Origin of the sequence: Enterobacter sp. WCHEn090032 (assembly GCF_003986875.1) — a bacterium.
In the GTDB taxonomy this organism is placed as follows: domain Bacteria; phylum Pseudomonadota; class Gammaproteobacteria; order Enterobacterales; family Enterobacteriaceae; genus Enterobacter; species Enterobacter sichuanensis.
In genome coordinates, this window is the sequence record NZ_RXRN01000007.1 from 60,159 (window position 1) to 76,913 (window position 16,755).

A 16,755-nucleotide genomic window follows, 5' to 3' on the forward strand; every position below is an offset into this window, starting at 1 on the left:
ATGTTTACCTTTATCAAAAAAGTGATCAAAACCGGTGTGCAAACCAGCCGCTATCCGCTGGAGCCGATGCCGGTCGATAAAAACTTTCGCGGCAAGCCGGAGCATAACCCGCAGCAGTGCATCGGCTGCGCGGCCTGCGTCAACGCCTGTCCCTCGAATGCCTTAACGGTGGAAACGGATCTTCAAACCGGCGAGCTGGCCTGGCAGTTCAACCTCGGGCGCTGCATCTTCTGCGGCCGCTGCGAAGAGGTCTGCCCGACGGTCGCCATTCGTCTGTCGCAGGAATACGAGCTGGCGGTATGGAAGAAAGAAGATTTCCTCCAGCAGTCGCGCTTTGACCTGTGCCACTGCCGCGTCTGCAGGCGTCCGTTCGCCGTGCAAAAAGAGATCGACTACGCCATCGCGCTGCTGCAGCACAACGGTGACGCCCGCGCGGAGCATCATCGGGAAAGTTTTGAAACCTGTCCGGACTGTAAGCGGCAGAAATGCCTGCTGCCGTCCGACCGCATTGATATTACCCGCCATATGAGAGAGGCCAGCTGATGGACAATTTACTCGGCCCGCGCGACGCGAACGGCATCCCGGTGCCAATGACGGTGGACGAATCTATCGGCCTGATGAAGGCGTCGCTGCTGAAAAAAATCAAACGCTCGGCCTACGTCTACCGCGTGGACTGCGGCGGCTGCAACGGCTGCGAGATTGAGATCTTCGCCACCCTGTCACCGCTGTTTGACGCCGAGCGTTTCGGCATCAAAGTGGTGCCTTCTCCGCGTCATGCGGACATCCTGCTGTTTACCGGGGCGGTGACCCGCGCCATGCGCTCGCCGGCGCTGCGGGCCTGGCAGTCCGCGCCGGATCCGAAAATCTGCATCTCGTACGGGGCCTGCGGCAACAGCGGCGGTATCTTCCATGACCTCTACTGTGTGTGGGGCGGTACCGACAAAATCGTGCCGGTGGATGTCTACATTCCGGGCTGCCCGCCGACGCCTGCCGCAACGCTGTACGGCTTTGCGATGGCGCTTGGCCTGCTGGAGCAGAAAATCCACGCCCGCGAGCCGGGCGAGCTCGACAACCAGCCTGCGGCCATTCTGCACCCGGACATGGTGCAGCCGCTGCGGGTGAAGGTCGACCGCACGGCGCGCAGGCTGGCGGGCTATCGCTATGGCCGCCAGATTGCCGACGATTATCTGCGCCTGCTGAGCCAGGGCGAGCATCAGGTCGCACGCTGGCTGGAGGCGGAAAACGATCCGCGTCTTAATGAGATTGTGGCGAACCTGAACAGCGTAGTGGATGAGGCGCGTATCCGATGAGTGAAACGGTGGTGTTCAGTCAGCTGAGCCGTAAGTTTATTGATGAGAACGATGCCACGCCGGATGCGGCGCAGCAGGTGGTCTATTACAGCCTGGCGATTGGGCATCACCTCGGGGTGATTGACTGCCTGGAAGCGGCGCTGAGCTGCCCGTGGTCAGACTATCTGGCGTGGATTGCCACGCTGGAGGAGGGCAGTCCGGCGCGGCGCAAAATGGAAGGCGTGCCGAAGTACGGTGAGATCGTCATCGACGCCAACCACATTGCGATGCTCGCCAACGCCTTTGACGCGGCGCTGAGCAGGCAAACCCCCGGGCAGCAGGCATGGAGCAAAACGCTGCTCGGCATGCTGCATGATATTCATCAGGAGAGCGCCATCTACCTGATGGTGAGGAGATTACGTGACTGACGTTTTACTGTGTGTCGGCAACAGCATGATGGGCGACGACGGCGCGGGCCCGCTGCTGGCGGAGATGTGCGCCGCGAACCCGCAGGGCAACTGGGTGGTGATAGACGGCGGCAGCGCGCCGGAAAACGACGTGGTGGCCATTCGCGAGCTGCGCCCGGAGAGACTGTTAATCGTCGATGCCACCGATATGGGGCTCAATCCCGGCGAGATCCGCCTGATTGACCCGGACGATATCGCAGAGATGTTTATGATGACCACCCACAATATGCCGCTGAATTACCTGGTGGATCAGATCAAGGACGACGTGGGGGAGGTACTATTTCTGGGCATTCAGCCGGACATTGTCGGGTTCTATTACCCGATGACGCCGCCAGTGAAAGAGGCGGTAGACGTGGTGTATTCACGGCTTGCCGGGTGGGTGGGGAATGGTGGGTTTGAACCCCTCACCCCGGCCCTCTCCCCATAGGGGAGAGGGTGTGTTTTGTCCCCTCTCCCCTATGGGGAGAGGGTTAGGGTGAGGGGGTTATTCCAGATCCGCCCCGTTGCTCGCAATCACCTTCTTATACCACCAGAACGATTTTTTGCGCTTTCTGTCCAGCGTGCCGTTGCCGGCATCGTCGCGGTCGACGTAGACAAACCCGTAGCGCTTGCTCATCTCCCCCGTTGAGGCCGACACCAGGTCAATGCAGCCCCAGGTGGTGTAACCCATCAGCGGCACGCCGTCCTCAATCGCGTCGCCCATCGCGCGGATATGCTCGCGCAGATAGCTGATGCGGTAGTCGTCGTTAATCTCGCCGTTTTCATCAATGACGTCTTTCGCTCCGAGGCCGTTTTCCACCAGGAACAGCGGCTTCTGATAGCGGTCGTACATCATGTTCATGGTGATGCGCAGGCCGAGTGGGTCGATGCCCCAGCCCCATTCGCTCACCTCAATGTGCGGGTTGCGCAGGGATTTCACGATGTTCGCCGCGCTGGTGTTGCCCGCGTTCATGTCTGCCGACGCGCAGCGCGAGGCGTAATAGCTGAACGAGACAAAATCGACGGTGTTTTTCAGCAGTTCGTCATCGCCCGGATCTTTAACAATCACCACCCCTTTTTCGCGGAACACGCGGGCAGAGTAGGCCGGATAGCGGCCGCGCGCCTGCACGTCGATAAAGAACAGGTTCTCGCGGTCTTTCTCCAGCGCCATCCACACGTCTTCCGGCTTGCAGGAGTAAGGGTAGAAGTTCCCACCCGCCAGCATGCAGCCGACCTGGTTTTCCGGGTTCACCTCATGGGCGATTTTGGTCGCCAGCGCGCTTGCCACCAGCTCGTGGTGCGCGGCCTGGTATTTCACCTGGTCTTCGTTTTCACCTTCCTCAAACACCAGCCCCGCGCCGGAGAACGGGCTGTGCAGCATGATGTTGATTTCGTTGAAGGTCAGCCAGTATTTCACCAGCCCGTTGAACTCCTCAAAGCAGGTGCGCGCGTAGCGGGCGAAGAAATCCACCATCTTGCGGTTGCGCCAGGATCCGTACTCCGTTACCAGGTGCATCGGCACGTCGAAGTGGCAGAGTGTCACCAGCGGCTCGATGTTGTACTTTTTGCACTCTTCAAACACCGCGCGGTAGAAGGCAATGCCCTCTTTATTGGGCAGCGGTTCGTCGCCGTTCGGGTAGAGGCGGCTCCAGGCAATCGAGGTGCGGAACACCGTAAAACCCATCTCCGCCATCAGGGCGATGTCTTCTTTATAGCGATGGTAAAAATCAATCGCCTCGTGGCTCGGGTAGAACTCGTCGTCACGCAGCGAAAAACGCTTTTCCTTACCGAGCTTTACCGCCAGGCGATTCGCGCCGTGGGGGATCATATCGACCGTGGTCAGTCCCTTGCCGCCTTCACGGTAAGCCCCTTCACTCTGGTTGGCGGCAAGCGCGCCGCCCCATAAAAATCCTTGTGGAAAAACAGACATTCTTACCTCGCTTTCAATTTATGCTTTTGCTGCGTTGTTCGGTACCGGTGCGCTCTGCAGGGCACGCGCTTTTTCGGCGTCGTCTTCGACCGGGATATCCTCAAACCCTAAAAGCAGGGTCAGAACAAACGACAGCACCACTGCCAGACCCATCACGCCAAACACCCAGACGATGGTCATCGGGTTTGCCGGGTCAAAGAACTGCACGCTGGTAAACAGCCCCGGCGCGGCCATTGAGTGGCTGGCAAGCCCGGCGATACCGGCCACCGCGCCGCAGATAAAGCCGCTTATCAGGCTGGCAATCAGCGGGCGTTTCAGACGGATAGCAACGCCGTACAGGGCAGGTTCAGAGATCCCCGCCATAATGGCAGAGGCTGCCGCCGCCAGCGCCGTCTGGCGCAGTTCCGGGTTTTTAGTTTTCCACGCCACTGCCAGCGACGAACCACCGAGCGACAGGTTGGCGCCGATCTCTGACGGCATGACCATCCCTTCTTTGCCCGTTTCGGCAATGGTCTGGATGATGGTTGGGGTAAACACGCGGTGCATCCCGGTCATTACCAGCAGCGGCCACAATGCGCCCATGATCGCCACGGAGAGCCAGCCCAGGTAACCGTGAATGGTGTAGACCAGCGCGGAGATAGCGCTACCGATCCAGATCCCCAGCGGACCAATCAGCACGATGGCGAGCGGGGCGGCAATCAGCACGATCAGCATCGGCTTCAGGAAGTTTTTCGTCACCGCCGGGGTGATGCGATCCACCCAGCGTTCGATGTACGACAGGCACCAGGTCATCACCAGCGCCGGAATAACGGTGTAGGTGTATTTCACCGCGGTCACCGGAATAAAGGCGAACTCAACGTGTTCACCCTGCGCGGCTTTCGCCATCAGCTCGATAAAGCTCGGGTGGACCAGCACACCGGCAATGGCAATCGCCAGCGACATGTTGGTCTTGAATTTCACCGCTGCCGAGGCCGCCACCATCAGCGGCAGGAAGAAGAACGCGCCGTCGCCGATGACGGTCAAAATGGTGAGCGTCGGTGCGCCTTTTGGCAGCACGCCGGTCATCTCAAGGATCATCGCCAGCAGTTTAACCATCGAACCGCCGATGATCGCCGGGATCAGTGGGGACATGGTGCCGATCAGCGCGTCGAGGATCCCGGCGCCAATGCGGCGCAACGTCAACTTCTGCGGCCCTTCCGGCACCTCGGGCTGCAGGTCAGTCGGCAGCAGGCTCACCACCTCGCGATACGCCTGAGAGACGGTATTGCCAATGATCACCTGGCACTGGTTGTCGTTGCGCACGACGCCGAGCACGCCGCTGATGCTTTTCAGGCGCGCCGCGTCGATAAGGCTTTCGTCTTTCAGAACGAAGCGCAGACGCGTCATGCAGTGGGTGAGGGCGACGATGTTCTCTTTGCCGCCCAGCGCGCTGACCACGTCGTTCGCCAGCGCTGCGTAATTTTTGGCCATCGGATGAGATCCTGTTATCGTTGTGAGAAATGTAGGAAACCGGTTCCACATAATCATCATGAGTTTTTATGGATGAAACAAGATCGCTTTTTGACCATATTTTCGTTTCGTGATGCAGATCGCAATGACGTGCTGAAAGCGTGATTTTGCCGCTGCGACAATTTTTCCGCAGTGCAGTACACTGCGGTCCATCAGATTCAGACGGAATAACAACATGACCACGATGCTTGAAGTGGCGAAGCGGGCAGGCGTTTCGAAGGCCACGGTGTCCCGGGTGCTGTCGGGAAATGGCTACGTCAGCCAGGAGACCAAAAACCGGGTGTTTCAGGCCATTGAAGAGAGCGGCTATCGCCCGAATTTACTGGCGCGTAACCTGGCGACCAAACGTACCCAGACGCTGGGACTGGTGGTGACCAACACCTTGTATCACGGCGTCTACTTCAGCGAACTGCTGTTTCACGCCGCGCGCATGACGGAAGAAAAAGGGCGGCAGCTGATCCTCGCCGACGGCAAGCACAGCGCTGATGAGGAGCGCGAAGCGATCCAGTACCTGCTCGATATGCGCTGCGACGCGGTGATTATCTATCCGCGTTTCCTGAGCGTGGAAGAGATGGATGAGATCGTCGAGAAGTGCGAGCAGCCCATTATGGTGCTCAACCGCCGCCTGCGGAAAAACAGCAGCCACTGCGTCTGGTCCGATCATAAAGCCTCGAGCCAGGATGCGGTGGCGCAGCTGATTGCGAAAGGGCACCGGGAGATTGCGTTTATCACCGGCTCGCTGGACTCCCCCACCGGGGTTGAGCGTCTCTCCGGCTACAAGGACGCCCTGGCGCAGCACGGCATTCCGCTGCGCGAAGGGCTGATTGCGCAGGGTAAGTGGAACCCGGCCAGCGGCGCTGCGGCGGTGGCCGAACTGCTTGCGCGCGGAGAACGCTTTACCGCGCTGGTGGCGAGTAATGACGATATGGCAATCGGTGCCATGAAGCAGTTGCATGACAGCGGCGTTGCGACACCGGAGGCGGTGTCGGTGATCGGTTTCGACGATGTGGCGATAGCCCCTTACATCGTGCCGTCGCTCTCCAGCGTGCGCATCCCGGTGACGGAGATGATTAAAGAGACCATCAGCCGCCTGATCTTCATGCTCGACGGCGGTGAGTTTAAATATCAGCAAACCTTCTCCGGTGAGCTGGTCCTGCGTGACTCGGTTATTGACGGCCCGCATCGCTGATGTCGACAGCTGTCATCGTCACAAATGACGATGACAGCCCCAGTGTCGATTATAAAATTGCGATAAATCAAAGCTTTAATAATTGGCACGGTTTATGAATATCTCCGCGCATAACTGTAATGCTGGAGAAGCAGATGAACCGTTTTATTATGGCCGATGCCAGTAAGTGTATTGGTTGCCGTACCTGCGAAGTGGCGTGCGTGGTTTCCCATCAGGCGGATCAGGATTGCGCGTCGCTCACCCCTGAGACGTTTTTACCGCGCATCCACGTCATTAAAGGCGTGAATATTTCCACCGCCGCTATCTGCCGTCAGTGCGAAGATGCGCCGTGCGCCAACGTCTGCCCGAACGGGGCGATCGCGCGTGAAAAAGGGTTTGTGCATGTGATGCAGGAGCGCTGTATTGGCTGCAAAACCTGCGTCGTTGCCTGCCCGTATGGCGCGATGGAAGTGGTGGTTCGTCCGGTCGTGCGTAACAGCGGCATGGGGCTGAACGTGCGGGCGGAGAAAGCCGAAGCCAATAAATGTGACCTCTGCTACCACCGCGAAGCCGGCCCGGCCTGCATGGAAGCCTGCCCGACCCACGCGCTGGTCTGCGTGGATCGCGATAAGCTTGAGCAGATGAGCGCCGAGAAGCGCCGTCGCGCGGCGTTCGACACATCGTCATCGCTGTTGTTCTGAGTCGTTATGAGCGTTAACGGCATCCAGCTGCGGGTGCGTGGCAAGGTGCAGGGCGTGGGGTTCCGTCCCTTCGTCTGGCAGCTTGCGCAGGCGCTGCAGTTGACCGGCGATGTCTGCAACGACGGAGAGGGCGTGCTGGTGCGCCTCGCGGGTAATGGGGGGCATTTCACCGCGAGGCTGCGCCAGGACTGCCCGCCGCTGGCACGCATCGACAGTATCGACACGCAGCCTTTCACCTGGACGCATGTGCCGGAGGCGTTCACCATCCGCCAAAGCGCGGGTGGGACGATGGACACCCAGATTGTACCGGATGCTGCCACGTGTCCCGCCTGTCTGGCGGAGATGAACGATCCGCACGAGCGCCGTTACCGCTACCCGTTTATCAACTGTACCCACTGTGGCCCGCGTTTCACCATTATTCGCGCCATGCCCTATGACCGTCCGGCCACGGCAATGGCGCCATTCCCGCTCTGCCCGCTGTGTGAGGCGGAGTATCGCCATCCCGCGGACCGACGTTTTCACGCCCAGCCGATCGCCTGCCCGGACTGTGGTCCCGCGCTTGAGTGGCGGGCAGGGGACGTTACTGCTGTCCGCGAGGCTGCGCTGCGCGCGGCGGTGCAGATGCTGAAAAGCGGCGGTATTGTCGCCATCAAAGGTCTGGGGGGCTTTCACCTCGCCTGTGATGCACTCAACCCGCGGGCGGTGGCGAGGCTGCGGGCACGCAAACAGCGGCCAGCAAAACCGCTGGCAGTGATGATCCCGAACGCGGATGGGTTACCTGAGCCGGTTCAGACGTTGTTATGTTCACCCGCCGCACCCATCGTGCTCACGCCAACAGCATGGCTGCCCGCTTTCCCGGAAGGTATCGCGCCGGGTCTGGACACCGTGGGCATCATGCTTCCTGCGAACCCGCTGCAGCATCTTCTGATGATGGACTGCCAGCGCCCGCTGGTGATGACCTCCGGCAATCTCAGCGGCAGACCGCCTGCCCTCACCAACCAGCAGGCACTGGATGAGCTCAGCGACATCGCGGACGGCTTCCTGCTGCATAACCGTGACATCCTGCAACGGATGGACGATTCAGTGATGGATCGGGACGGTGTGATGCTGCGCCGCGCGCGTGGTTTTGTGCCCGATGCCATCACGTTACCTGCCGGGTTCGAAAATATTCCCGCCATGATATGCACCGGGGCGGATATGAAAAACACCTTCTGTCTGGTGCGCGGAAACCAGGCGGTGCTGAGCCAGCATTTTGGCGATCTCAGTGACGACGGTGTGGAAGCGCAATGGCGTTCAGCGCTGTCGGTGATGCAGGGCATTTACGCCTTTCAGCCGGAGCGCGTCGTGTGCGATGCCCATCCGGGATACCGTGCTCGCCAGTGGGCGCAAGCGCAGGCATTGCCTCTTGAAAATGTGCATCACCATCACGCCCACGCAGCGGCGTGCCTGGCCGAAAACGGCTGGCCGCTCGTTGGCGGAGACGCTATCGCCCTGACGCTGGACGGGATCGGCATGGGTGAAAACGGTGAGCTGTGGGGCGGAGAGTGCCTGCGGGTGAACTATCTTACCTGCGAACGTCTGGGGGGGCTGCCGGCCGTGGCGCTACCGGGTGGCGATCTCGCGGCCCGGCAGCCGTGGCGAAATCTCCTCGCCCACTGTCTGGCGTTTGTCCCTGACTGGCAGCATTACCCGGAAACGCGTGCGGTACAACGCCAGAACTGGCCGCTGCTGGCGAAGGCTATCCAGCGTGGCATCAATGCGCCGCAGGCGTCGTCGTGCGGTCGCCTGTTTGACGCTATCGCCTGCGCACTGGGTATCGAAACCCAATCCTGGGAAGGGGAAGCCGCCTGTCGGCTCGAAGCCCTGGCGTCGCAGTGCGAAGGCGCTGTGCATCCGGTCACGCTGTCGGTGGGTAATCTCTCCCTGTTCTGGCAGCAATGGCTGGCGTGGCAAGCGGAACCCAGCGCGCGCGCCTGGGCGTTTCACGACGCGCTGGCAAAAGGACTGGCAGAGCTCGCCGCGTTCCATGCCCGGCGCTTGTCGCTGACCACGGTGTGTTTCAGCGGCGGCGTGTTGCATAACCGTCTGCTGCGCGCGCGTCTGCGTCATTATCTTTCTGACTTTACGCTTCTTTTTCCTTCGCGCCTGCCCGCAGGTGACGGAGCGATCTCCTTCGGGCAGGCGGTGGTCGCCGCTGCCCGGTCATGTTCACAAAGGATTTAAAATGTTACGACTCTTACGCAATGAACCTCGCGCCGCGCTTCTGCTGCTGGCTCTGGTAATGGCAAACCTGCTGGCCTGGGGATGGGCATGGCACACCTTCAGCGACAGCACGGCGCTGATGGCGGCAAGCCTGCTGGCCTGGTGCTACGGACTGCGTCATGCGGTGGATGCCGACCACATTGCGGCCATTGATACCGTGACGCGTAAGATGATGCAGCAGGGAAAACGCCCGTCCGGCGTCGGGGCCTGGTTCTCGCTGGGGCACTCTACCATTGTGGTGCTGGCCTCCATTGCCATTGCCGCGACCGCCACGGCGTTTCAGAAGAATATGGCGTGGTTTCACGAGACCGGCAGCCTGATTGGCACGGCGGTGTCGGCGACCTTCCTGCTGGCAATGGCGCTGGTGAATATGGTGATCCTGCGCGGCGTGTGGCGCAGTTTCCAGGCGCTGAAAAACGGCCAGCCCGTGCAGGGGGAGATTGCCCTTCCGGCGCAGGGCGGGGTGATGAACTGGCTGTTCGGCGCGACGTTCCGCCTGGTCAACAAGAGCTGGCAGATGTACCTGGTCGGTTTTCTGTTTGGCCTGGGGTTTGATACCGCCACCGAGATTGGCGTGCTGGGTATCTCTGCCGCCAGCGCCTCAAACGGCATGTCGGTGTGGTCCATCATGGTCTTCCCGGCGCTCTTCGCCAGCGGCATGGCGCTGGTGGATACTCTCGACAATTTGCTGATGGTGGGGGCCTACGGCTGGGCGTTTAACAAGCCACAGCGCAAGCTTTACTACAACATGACCATCACCGGTACCTCCGTGGTGGTGGCGCTGTTTATCGGCGGGCTGGAAGCGCTGGGTCTGCTGATGGACAAATTCGGCCTCAGCGGCGGCGTCTGGGATGTGATTGGCGCGGTGAACGACAACCTGGGCAACGCCGGGTTTGTGGTCGTCGGGCTGTTTGTCGCCTGCTGGCTGATCTCGATGGTCAACTACCGCTGGCGCGGCTACGACGCGCTGGTGGTACGTTCCTGAGCTGGCGGCAGCCAGGCGCGGGTAAAATCGAGCCAGCCGCTGGCGGTCAGCACAATGTCCTGCACGTTTTCCAGGGTATTAAGACGATAGCGGTAGTGGAACAGCGGCGTGCAGGCGCCGCGTTCAAGTAAGGACTGGAAGAAAGACGGCAGCGCTGTTTGCAGGCTCTCCTCGCTTTCGCAATAGCGCATCAGGGTCTGCTTCGCTTTTTGCCACGGACCCTGCCCCAGGGCGGTGGCCCAGGCAGGCTCTTCAGTAAACCACTCTGCCAGCGCAAAGACCGGCAATTCCCCCGCCAGATAATCCCCCAGTAAGATATCCGCCTGCGTCAGCGCGTCGGGGACATGCCACGCCTCACGATCTTTCCTGTGGATGATCAGCTCGCAGCCGCGCTTTTTCAGGCGTGTTTGCAGCATGCTGGCAAGCTCGCACAGCTCAGGCGTGTGATAGCAAACCAGCGACAGGGTGGCGGGAAGCGCCACCCCGGACGCTTCCGGAAATACGGGGGTCGTGATGCCGGGAAGAATTTCCGTGCGGGTGTCGACATCATCCCGGTGGATGTTCTGCTGATTAATCTGCTGAATTTCCTGACGCAGCCAGGCCGCCAGCGGCTGCGGCAACCCGACGTTGAGCATCAGCCAGGCAAAACCACTGCTGATGGAGGTGACAGACTCCCGGGCGTTTTCGCCTTTCCCTACGGTGATCCAGGCGGTTTTTTCCGTCTCGCTGCGGGTTCGCCAGAACTCGATCGCATGCAGCAGCGGGTGCGCCGCAAAGTACCACGGCTGGCGCTCAAGGCGCAGGTAGTGAGAGTGATGATGGGCGATAGCAAAGGGACCTGCGCCAATACCCGGCTGTTGCGGATGCGGCAGGCGACAGGCGTGATGCGCCAGACGATGGGCCAGCATGGCATCGGGTGCGGTGAGTGCGATCTCCAGACACCAGGGGGCGACAAGCGATACCTGAGTAACGTGCGCGAGCCCTGCGCTGCGGGCCGGGTCGGCCAGCAGCTGGTGCAGCGCGCTGAGAATATCTTCATCACTGATGGCCTGCCCGTTATGCCAGTGCGCGCCGCTGCGCAGGTAGAAGCGCCAGCGCAGTTTGTCATCATCAATTTCCCAGTGGTGGGCTAAATCCGCTACCGGCTGCGTGTGGCCGGGCGCGTAGCGCGTCAGCCCCGCGTGAACCGCGCAGATAATATGCTGTTCGGCACGGCGGCGCTGAAGAGACGGATCAAGCGACGTGAGGGCGCGGTACCAGGGTATGCGCAGCGTCGGCTGATGTTTTAACCATTTGCCGCCTAAAAACGGGGTGATGATGTGATGCAGGCTGGCCGGATCACCGTCTGCCAGCTGCAGCGCGCTCTGGTAATCCCCTTTCTCCAGACAGGCGTGCATCAGTGGCGCGCTCAGTTCGCTGGTGGTCGCCAGGCAATGCAGGATGGCCCGATGCCCGCGTCCCGGCTGGGCGTTCCAGCTTAGCCAGCCGCTCTGCGCCAGCTGGCGCAGCAGGGTGCGCGCGTGGCGTTCGCTGCACACTGCCACCTCCGCCACTTCCGCGATGGTGGTCGGCTTTGGCGCAGCACCGTAATGCTGATAAAGCCGTTGATACTGACGGATTTTCTGAAGCTGGCGCATAGCGACATTCCGGTGACGATAAGGGATGTTGAGAGTGTAGGGTGTTTTGCGGAATAAATAAGGTCTGGATAGATGAAGTGTTCCGGTTTTATTCCCTCTCCTGTGTGGAGAGGGAACAGGAACGCTCAGCGTCAGGCTTCTGTCTGTGCCCGAATCTTCAGGGCAATGCTTTCAGCCTGAGGGCCGAGTATGACCTGCGCATTCTGAGTACCCATTTTCAGAATACCTTTGGCACCCAGCGCTTTCAGCGCCGGTTCATCCAGCACGCTGTTATCCACCAGCGTCAGGCGTAAGCGGGTAATGCAGGCGTCGACACTCTTCAGGTTTTCTTTACCACCCAACGCCACAATGTACCGGGCAATGGCCTCGCTTTGATCGTCAGACCCACCCGTGATGGTGTCCTCCTCCTCGCGTCCCGGCGTTTTCAGCTTAAAGACGCGGATCGCGAAGGTGAACACGACAAAATAGATCGCGAAGAACAGCACAATCAGCGGGATTAAGATCCACGGCTTCGTGGCAAGTCCCCAGTTAAGCACAAAGTCGATCAACCCGGCTGAGAAACCAAAGCCGTGCAGCACGCCGAGGCTGTTGGCGATCACCATGCTGACACCCGCAAGGACTGCATGCAGGGCATACAGGGCCGGTGCGAGGAACAGGAAGGAGAACTCAATCGGTTCGGTGATGCCGGTCAGGAAAGCCGTCAGCGCTACAGAGAGCAGCATCCCGCCTACGGCTGAACGGCGGGCTTTCGGCGCGGCAAAATACATCGCCAGCGCAGCACCCGGCAGACCGCCCATAAAGATCGGGTATGCCCAGGCCATGTAAACGCCGGCATGCGGGTCACCTGCGAAGAAGCGGTTAAGGTCGCCACGGGTCAGGTCGGTGGCAATCTGGGTGACAGAGGACCCCTCGATGCCTGGTACGGCACCGCCGACCACCAGACCTTTCACCACATCCGGTGCGAGGCAGATGTTATGTACCGCACTCGCGGCGTCATAGGTGACCTTCAGACAGTCGCCGAGGCTAAACCAGAAGACGGAGTGCAGAATGTAGTGCAGGCCAAACGGAATCAACGCGCGGTTGAGCACCCCATAGATAAACCAGCCCGGTTCGCCGCTGCGGGAAACGAGCAGGCTGAAGGTATCAATCCCGTGCTGCACGGAAGGCCAGACGTAGCCGCACACCCAGGCGATGAACAGGCAGATAAGCCCGGTCACGATCGGGACCAGCCGCTTGCCCGCAAAGAAGGCGAGGAAGTCCGGCAGTTTGGTATTCGAGAAGCGGTTATAGCAGTGGCCTGCGACCACGCCAGCAATAATCCCTGCGAAGAAGGACATGTTAATGGATGCGTTAATGACCGCCGTGGCTTTGGTCAGCACCAGGAAGCCGACGGCACCGGCAAGGGCGGCCGCGCCCGCGTTGTCTTTAGCCAGACCAATGGCGATGCCAAGGGCAAAAAGTAGCGGTAAGCTGTCGAAAATACCGCCCCCCGCACTGGCAATAAAGGGAATATTAAAAACATCGGGCTGACCGAGACGTAATAAGATCGCCGCCACTGGTAGCGTGGCGATGGGCAACATCAGGGCTTTACCCAGACGCTGCAAATAACTAAATGCATTCATGAGAGTGGGTTCCAGTAAAACTTAATTCACATCGAAAAATAACAGTTTTTATTTTAATGCGAAAGCAGGATGGATGAAATTGTGATGCAGCATAAATTAATTTAATTATATTTGTTCAGCTAATTTATATTTAAATAAACAATGATGAATTGAATTATTTGTTCCGCTTTTTGCCGGGTTGCGCTGGGCATACCCGGCCTGTAAGCTTTGGGCGCACTCATTTTTTAGGGGCGCTCACGGGCATCATCAGTTCGCGCAGACGCTCAATGCGCGCCTCCGGGCTCAGGTAGAGCCAGCGAAACAATATATGCTCTGATTTTTTAACCTGCTTAAAATAGGTTGAAAGATAGTGTAGTTCTTTAGTGAAAGTCGCCATGGGAGGTCTCCGGCTGAGTAATTAATAATCAGACTAAGCCGGAATCAGGGAATAAAACAGGTTGATGTTTTTCAGGTGTTCCGCATTTAAAAATTATGGATGTAATCAATAAGGGATTAAAAATGATGATTTATCTAATATGTATTTATTTCGTGAATAAAATGCGCAAAAAAAGCCCCGGGACATCGGGGCGGTGGACAATAAAATCCAAAGGTTAAGTCAGTGTGGCAGGAGACTACGGATTAAGCGGGCAGCGATTTCAGCAGAGCGAAAGCCTCCTTCATCCGGTCTTCACTGACGACAAAGGCGCGCATTTGACCCTCGAGATCCGCGCCTCGCGCGACCATGCCCTGCGATTCGAGGGTGATTTGCCAGTTCAGATCCTGACGCTGCGTTTCACCGGCCAGGTGCAGCGGTAATTCCGGTGTTTTAACCTTGACCAGCATGGCGGGTAATTTCAGCGGCGCGCTGCCGCCGAGCAGATTTTTCGCCAGATACATCGCACTTAACTGAATTGGCTGTAAAAAAGGCATCACCTGACCGTTAATCTCAGCACAGTCCCCCAACGCGTAAATATCGGGTTGCGTGGTTTGCAGATAACTATCGACCTTCACGCCGCGGTGTGTTTCTGCGCCAGCACGGTGAGCCAGCGCGGTTTCCGGGCGCAGTCCCGTCGCGGCAACCACGACATCCACCTCAACGCTGCGGCCGTGGTCAAGCGATGCGCGAATGACGCCTTCGGTTTTAGTGAGGCCCTGCAGCTGCGATTTGAGCAGCAGATGGACGCCCATGTCGGTCAAACGATGCTGCAGGCGGCTGCTAACCTCTGCGGGCATTAGTGCCGACAGAATGCTCGCTGTGTGGTCAACCAGGGTAACGGCCTTGCCTGCCCGGCAGAAATCCATCGCCAGCTCGGTGCCGATCAGCCCGCCGCCGACAATCATTACACGCTCTGCATCGCGCAGCAGGGTTTCGCTGGCCTGATACTCCTGCTGGCTGTTGAGCGTTATCATCAGCTCGCGGCCTTCAACCGGCGGCACGAACGCAGAGGCTCCCGTGGCCAGCACCAGCTTGTCGTACTGCCAGGTTTTCTCCTTCGCTTTCACCACGTGCGCGGTGGCGTCGATATCGGTGACCCAGGTGTACGGAAACAGACGCAGGTTAAACTGTTCCGCGAACTCCCCCGCCGTCTGGCGGGTGAGATCTTCGGCGCGCTGATTCTGACTGACGACGTGGCTTAAATCAGGTTTGTTGTACTCGTCCATGCTGTCGGCGGCAATCACCGTCAGCGGTACGTTAGCATCCTGTTTGCGGATATTTTTCACCAGCTGGCGGGCGGCAAAGCCCGAGCCGATGATGACGATGCCGTTATTCATTTTGCCTCCGTACCCAGTTCATCAAAGACGTCTTTACCGAGGGAACATTCCGGGCAGAGGAAGTTGTCCGGCACGTCACTCCACGGCGTGCCTGGCGCAACGTCCTGCAGCGGCTCGCCCAGCTCTGGGTCGTAGATCCACTGGCAGACGCTGCACTGCATGCGTGGGCCGAGATCGGCGGCGGCAGAACCACAGGCGGTCGCTTCAGGCGCTGGAGCTGCGGTAGGTGCGGCTTCCGGAAGCGGTGCAAGCGCCCACTGACGGGCAATATCGCGGCCGTGCTGACGGCAGATTTCCAGGGCGTCGATATCCGGGCGCCACTTGGCCTTCAGGCTCATGGACATCTCAAAGCCCGCATCCTGTAAGCGGGTGGAGAGACGGTCTACCGCGCCGCCGCTCCAGCCGTGAGAGCCAAAGGCGCTGGCGCGTTTGTTACGGAAGCGCAGGCCGGTCATCTCTTCTACCAGACCGGCAATTTTCGGCATCATCACGTTGTTCATGGTGGAGGTACCCACCAGCACGCCTTTAGAGCGGAAGACGTTGGTGAGGATTTCGTTTTTATCGCTGCGCGCCACGTTGAAGATCTTCACCGCCACGTTCGGATCCACTTCGTTGATGCCCTGGGCAATGGCGTCCGCCATCATGCGGGTGTTGTTGGACATGGTGTCGTAGAAAATCGTAATGCGGTCTTCCTGATAATCCGCCGCCCATTTCAGGTACAGCTCGACAATCTGGGTTGGGTTTTCACGCCACACCACGCCGTGGGAAGTGGCAATCATATCCACCGGCAGGTTAAAGCCGAGGATCTCGGTGATTTTTGGCGTGACCAGACGGCTGAACGGGGTCAGGATGTTGGCGTAGTAGCGCTGGCACTGTTCGAACAGTTCGGTCTGATCCACTTCGTCGTTGAACAGGCGCTCGTCGCAGTAGTGCTGGCCGAAGGCGTCGTTGCTGAACAGCACCGCGTCGCCGGTCATGTAGGTCATCATGCTGTCCGGCCAGTGCAGCATCGGGGTTTCCACGAAGATCAGCTGTTTGCCGTTGCCGATATCCAGGGTGTCACCGGTTTTCACGGTGTGGAAATTCCACTCCGGATGGTGGTGGTGACCGTTGATCGAGTCGATGGCGTTGGTGGTGCTGTAGATCGGCGTGTTCGGAATGTAAGACATCAGCTCGGTCAGCGCGCCGGCGTGGTCCTCTTCCGCGTGGTTGATGATGATGTAGTCGATGGCGTCGAGATCGATTTCGCTGCGCAGGTTCTGCACGAACTCGCGGCTGAATTTGTGATCGACGGTATCGATCAGCACGTTTTTACCTTCCCGGATGAGATAGCTGTTGTAGCTGCTGCCGCGCAGCGTTTTGTACTCCGTCCCGTGGAAGTCGCGTACTTCCCAGTCACGTTGACCAACCCAATGAATGTTATTTTTAACCAGAATAGACATAGCAACCTCAGC

15 protein-coding genes are annotated in these 16,755 nt (G+C 59.2%); 8 read left to right on the plus strand and 7 right to left on the minus strand.

Going from position 1 to position 16,755, the window contains the following annotated elements; translation table 11 throughout:
• The 4 genes from EKN83_RS07730 to hycI are packed head-to-tail and all read left to right on the plus strand — an operon-like array spanning nucleotide 1 to nucleotide 2,183.
• Nucleotides 1-543, plus strand: coding sequence for a formate hydrogenlyase complex iron-sulfur subunit (locus EKN83_RS07730; RefSeq protein WP_126800626.1), 543 nt, complete (start codon nucleotides 1-3; stop codon nucleotides 541-543).
• Nucleotides 543-1,310: an NADH-quinone oxidoreductase subunit B family protein gene (locus tag EKN83_RS07735; protein WP_095452122.1), complete on the plus strand. Its 768-nt coding sequence runs from the start codon at nucleotides 543-545 to the stop codon at nucleotides 1,308-1,310. Before EKN83_RS07730 ends, EKN83_RS07735 begins: the two co-directional genes overlap by 1 nt.
• Nucleotides 1,307-1,717 carry a formate hydrogenlyase maturation HycH family protein gene (locus EKN83_RS07740; protein ID WP_047959335.1) on the plus strand — a complete coding sequence of 137 codons (411 nt, stop codon included), beginning with the start codon at nucleotides 1,307-1,309 and terminating at the stop codon, nucleotides 1,715-1,717. Before EKN83_RS07735 ends, EKN83_RS07740 begins: the two co-directional genes overlap by 4 nt.
• A complete protein-coding gene (gene hycI, locus EKN83_RS07745; protein ID WP_094918873.1) occupies nucleotides 1,710-2,183 on the plus strand; it encodes a hydrogenase maturation peptidase HycI in 474 nt (157 codons plus the stop codon). Before EKN83_RS07740 ends, hycI begins: the two co-directional genes overlap by 8 nt.
• A 57-nt stretch (nucleotides 2,184-2,240) precedes the next feature.
• Here hycI and EKN83_RS07750 read toward each other — a convergent pair whose 3' ends face one another.
• Together EKN83_RS07750 and ascF are read right to left on the minus strand one after the other, a co-directional pair.
• On the minus strand, nucleotides 2,241-3,665 hold the full coding sequence (locus EKN83_RS07750) for a 6-phospho-beta-glucosidase (protein WP_095449247.1): 1,425 nt from the start codon (nucleotides 3,663-3,665) through the stop codon (nucleotides 2,241-2,243).
• 18 nt (nucleotides 3,666-3,683) lie between these two features.
• A complete protein-coding gene (gene ascF / locus EKN83_RS07755; RefSeq protein ID WP_025757102.1) occupies nucleotides 3,684-5,135 on the minus strand; it encodes a PTS cellobiose/arbutin/salicin transporter subunit IIBC in 1,452 nt (483 codons plus the stop codon).
• 214 nt (nucleotides 5,136-5,349) lie between these two features.
• Here ascF and EKN83_RS07760 point away from each other — a divergent pair, with 214 nt between their 5' ends.
• From EKN83_RS07760 to EKN83_RS07775, 4 genes are all read left to right on the plus strand, one after another.
• The gene (locus EKN83_RS07760; protein WP_126800627.1) at nucleotides 5,350-6,363 is read left to right on the plus strand and encodes a LacI family DNA-binding transcriptional regulator; all 1,014 of its coding nucleotides are present in this window, start codon (nucleotides 5,350-5,352) and stop codon (nucleotides 6,361-6,363) included.
• Between the two features lie 134 nt (nucleotides 6,364-6,497).
• The gene (gene hydN / locus EKN83_RS07765) at nucleotides 6,498-7,043 is read left to right on the plus strand and encodes an electron transport protein HydN (RefSeq protein ID WP_025757104.1); all 546 of its coding nucleotides are present in this window, start codon (nucleotides 6,498-6,500) and stop codon (nucleotides 7,041-7,043) included.
• Nucleotides 7,044-7,049: 6 nt separating this feature from the next.
• Entirely contained in the window at nucleotides 7,050-9,266 is a 2,217-nt protein-coding gene (hypF, locus tag EKN83_RS07770) for a carbamoyltransferase HypF (protein WP_126800628.1), read from the plus strand.
• A gap of 1 nt (nucleotide 9,267) precedes the next feature.
• Complete coding sequence (locus tag EKN83_RS07775) at nucleotides 9,268-10,290, plus strand: HoxN/HupN/NixA family nickel/cobalt transporter (protein WP_025757106.1); 1,023 nt, start codon at nucleotides 9,268-9,270, stop codon at nucleotides 10,288-10,290.
• On the opposite strand, the gene EKN83_RS07780 is transcribed toward EKN83_RS07775, so the two are convergent.
• From EKN83_RS07780 to norV, 5 genes are all read right to left on the minus strand, one after another.
• On the minus strand, nucleotides 10,263-11,927 hold the full coding sequence (locus EKN83_RS07780) for an SgrR family transcriptional regulator (protein WP_126800629.1): 1,665 nt from the start codon (nucleotides 11,925-11,927) through the stop codon (nucleotides 10,263-10,265). The genes EKN83_RS07775 and EKN83_RS07780 overlap by 28 nt on opposite strands.
• A 131-nt stretch (nucleotides 11,928-12,058) precedes the next feature.
• Nucleotides 12,059-13,549: an N-acetylglucosamine-specific PTS transporter subunit IIBC gene (nagE, locus tag EKN83_RS07785; protein ID WP_094918867.1), complete on the minus strand. Its 1,491-nt coding sequence runs from the start codon at nucleotides 13,547-13,549 to the stop codon at nucleotides 12,059-12,061.
• 217 nt (nucleotides 13,550-13,766) lie between these two features.
• Nucleotides 13,767-13,925 carry a hypothetical protein gene (locus EKN83_RS23330; protein ID WP_164881264.1) on the minus strand — a complete coding sequence of 53 codons (159 nt, stop codon included), beginning with the start codon at nucleotides 13,923-13,925 and terminating at the stop codon, nucleotides 13,767-13,769.
• 242 nt (nucleotides 13,926-14,167) lie between these two features.
• A complete protein-coding gene (gene norW, locus EKN83_RS07790) occupies nucleotides 14,168-15,301 on the minus strand; it encodes an NADH:flavorubredoxin reductase NorW (protein ID WP_088244343.1) in 1,134 nt (377 codons plus the stop codon).
• Nucleotides 15,298-16,743, minus strand: a complete 1,446-nt coding sequence (gene norV / locus EKN83_RS07795; RefSeq protein WP_025757110.1) for an anaerobic nitric oxide reductase flavorubredoxin — start codon at nucleotides 16,741-16,743, stop codon at nucleotides 15,298-15,300. Before norV ends, norW begins: the two co-directional genes overlap by 4 nt.
• Nucleotides 16,744-16,755 lie beyond the last annotated feature (12 nt).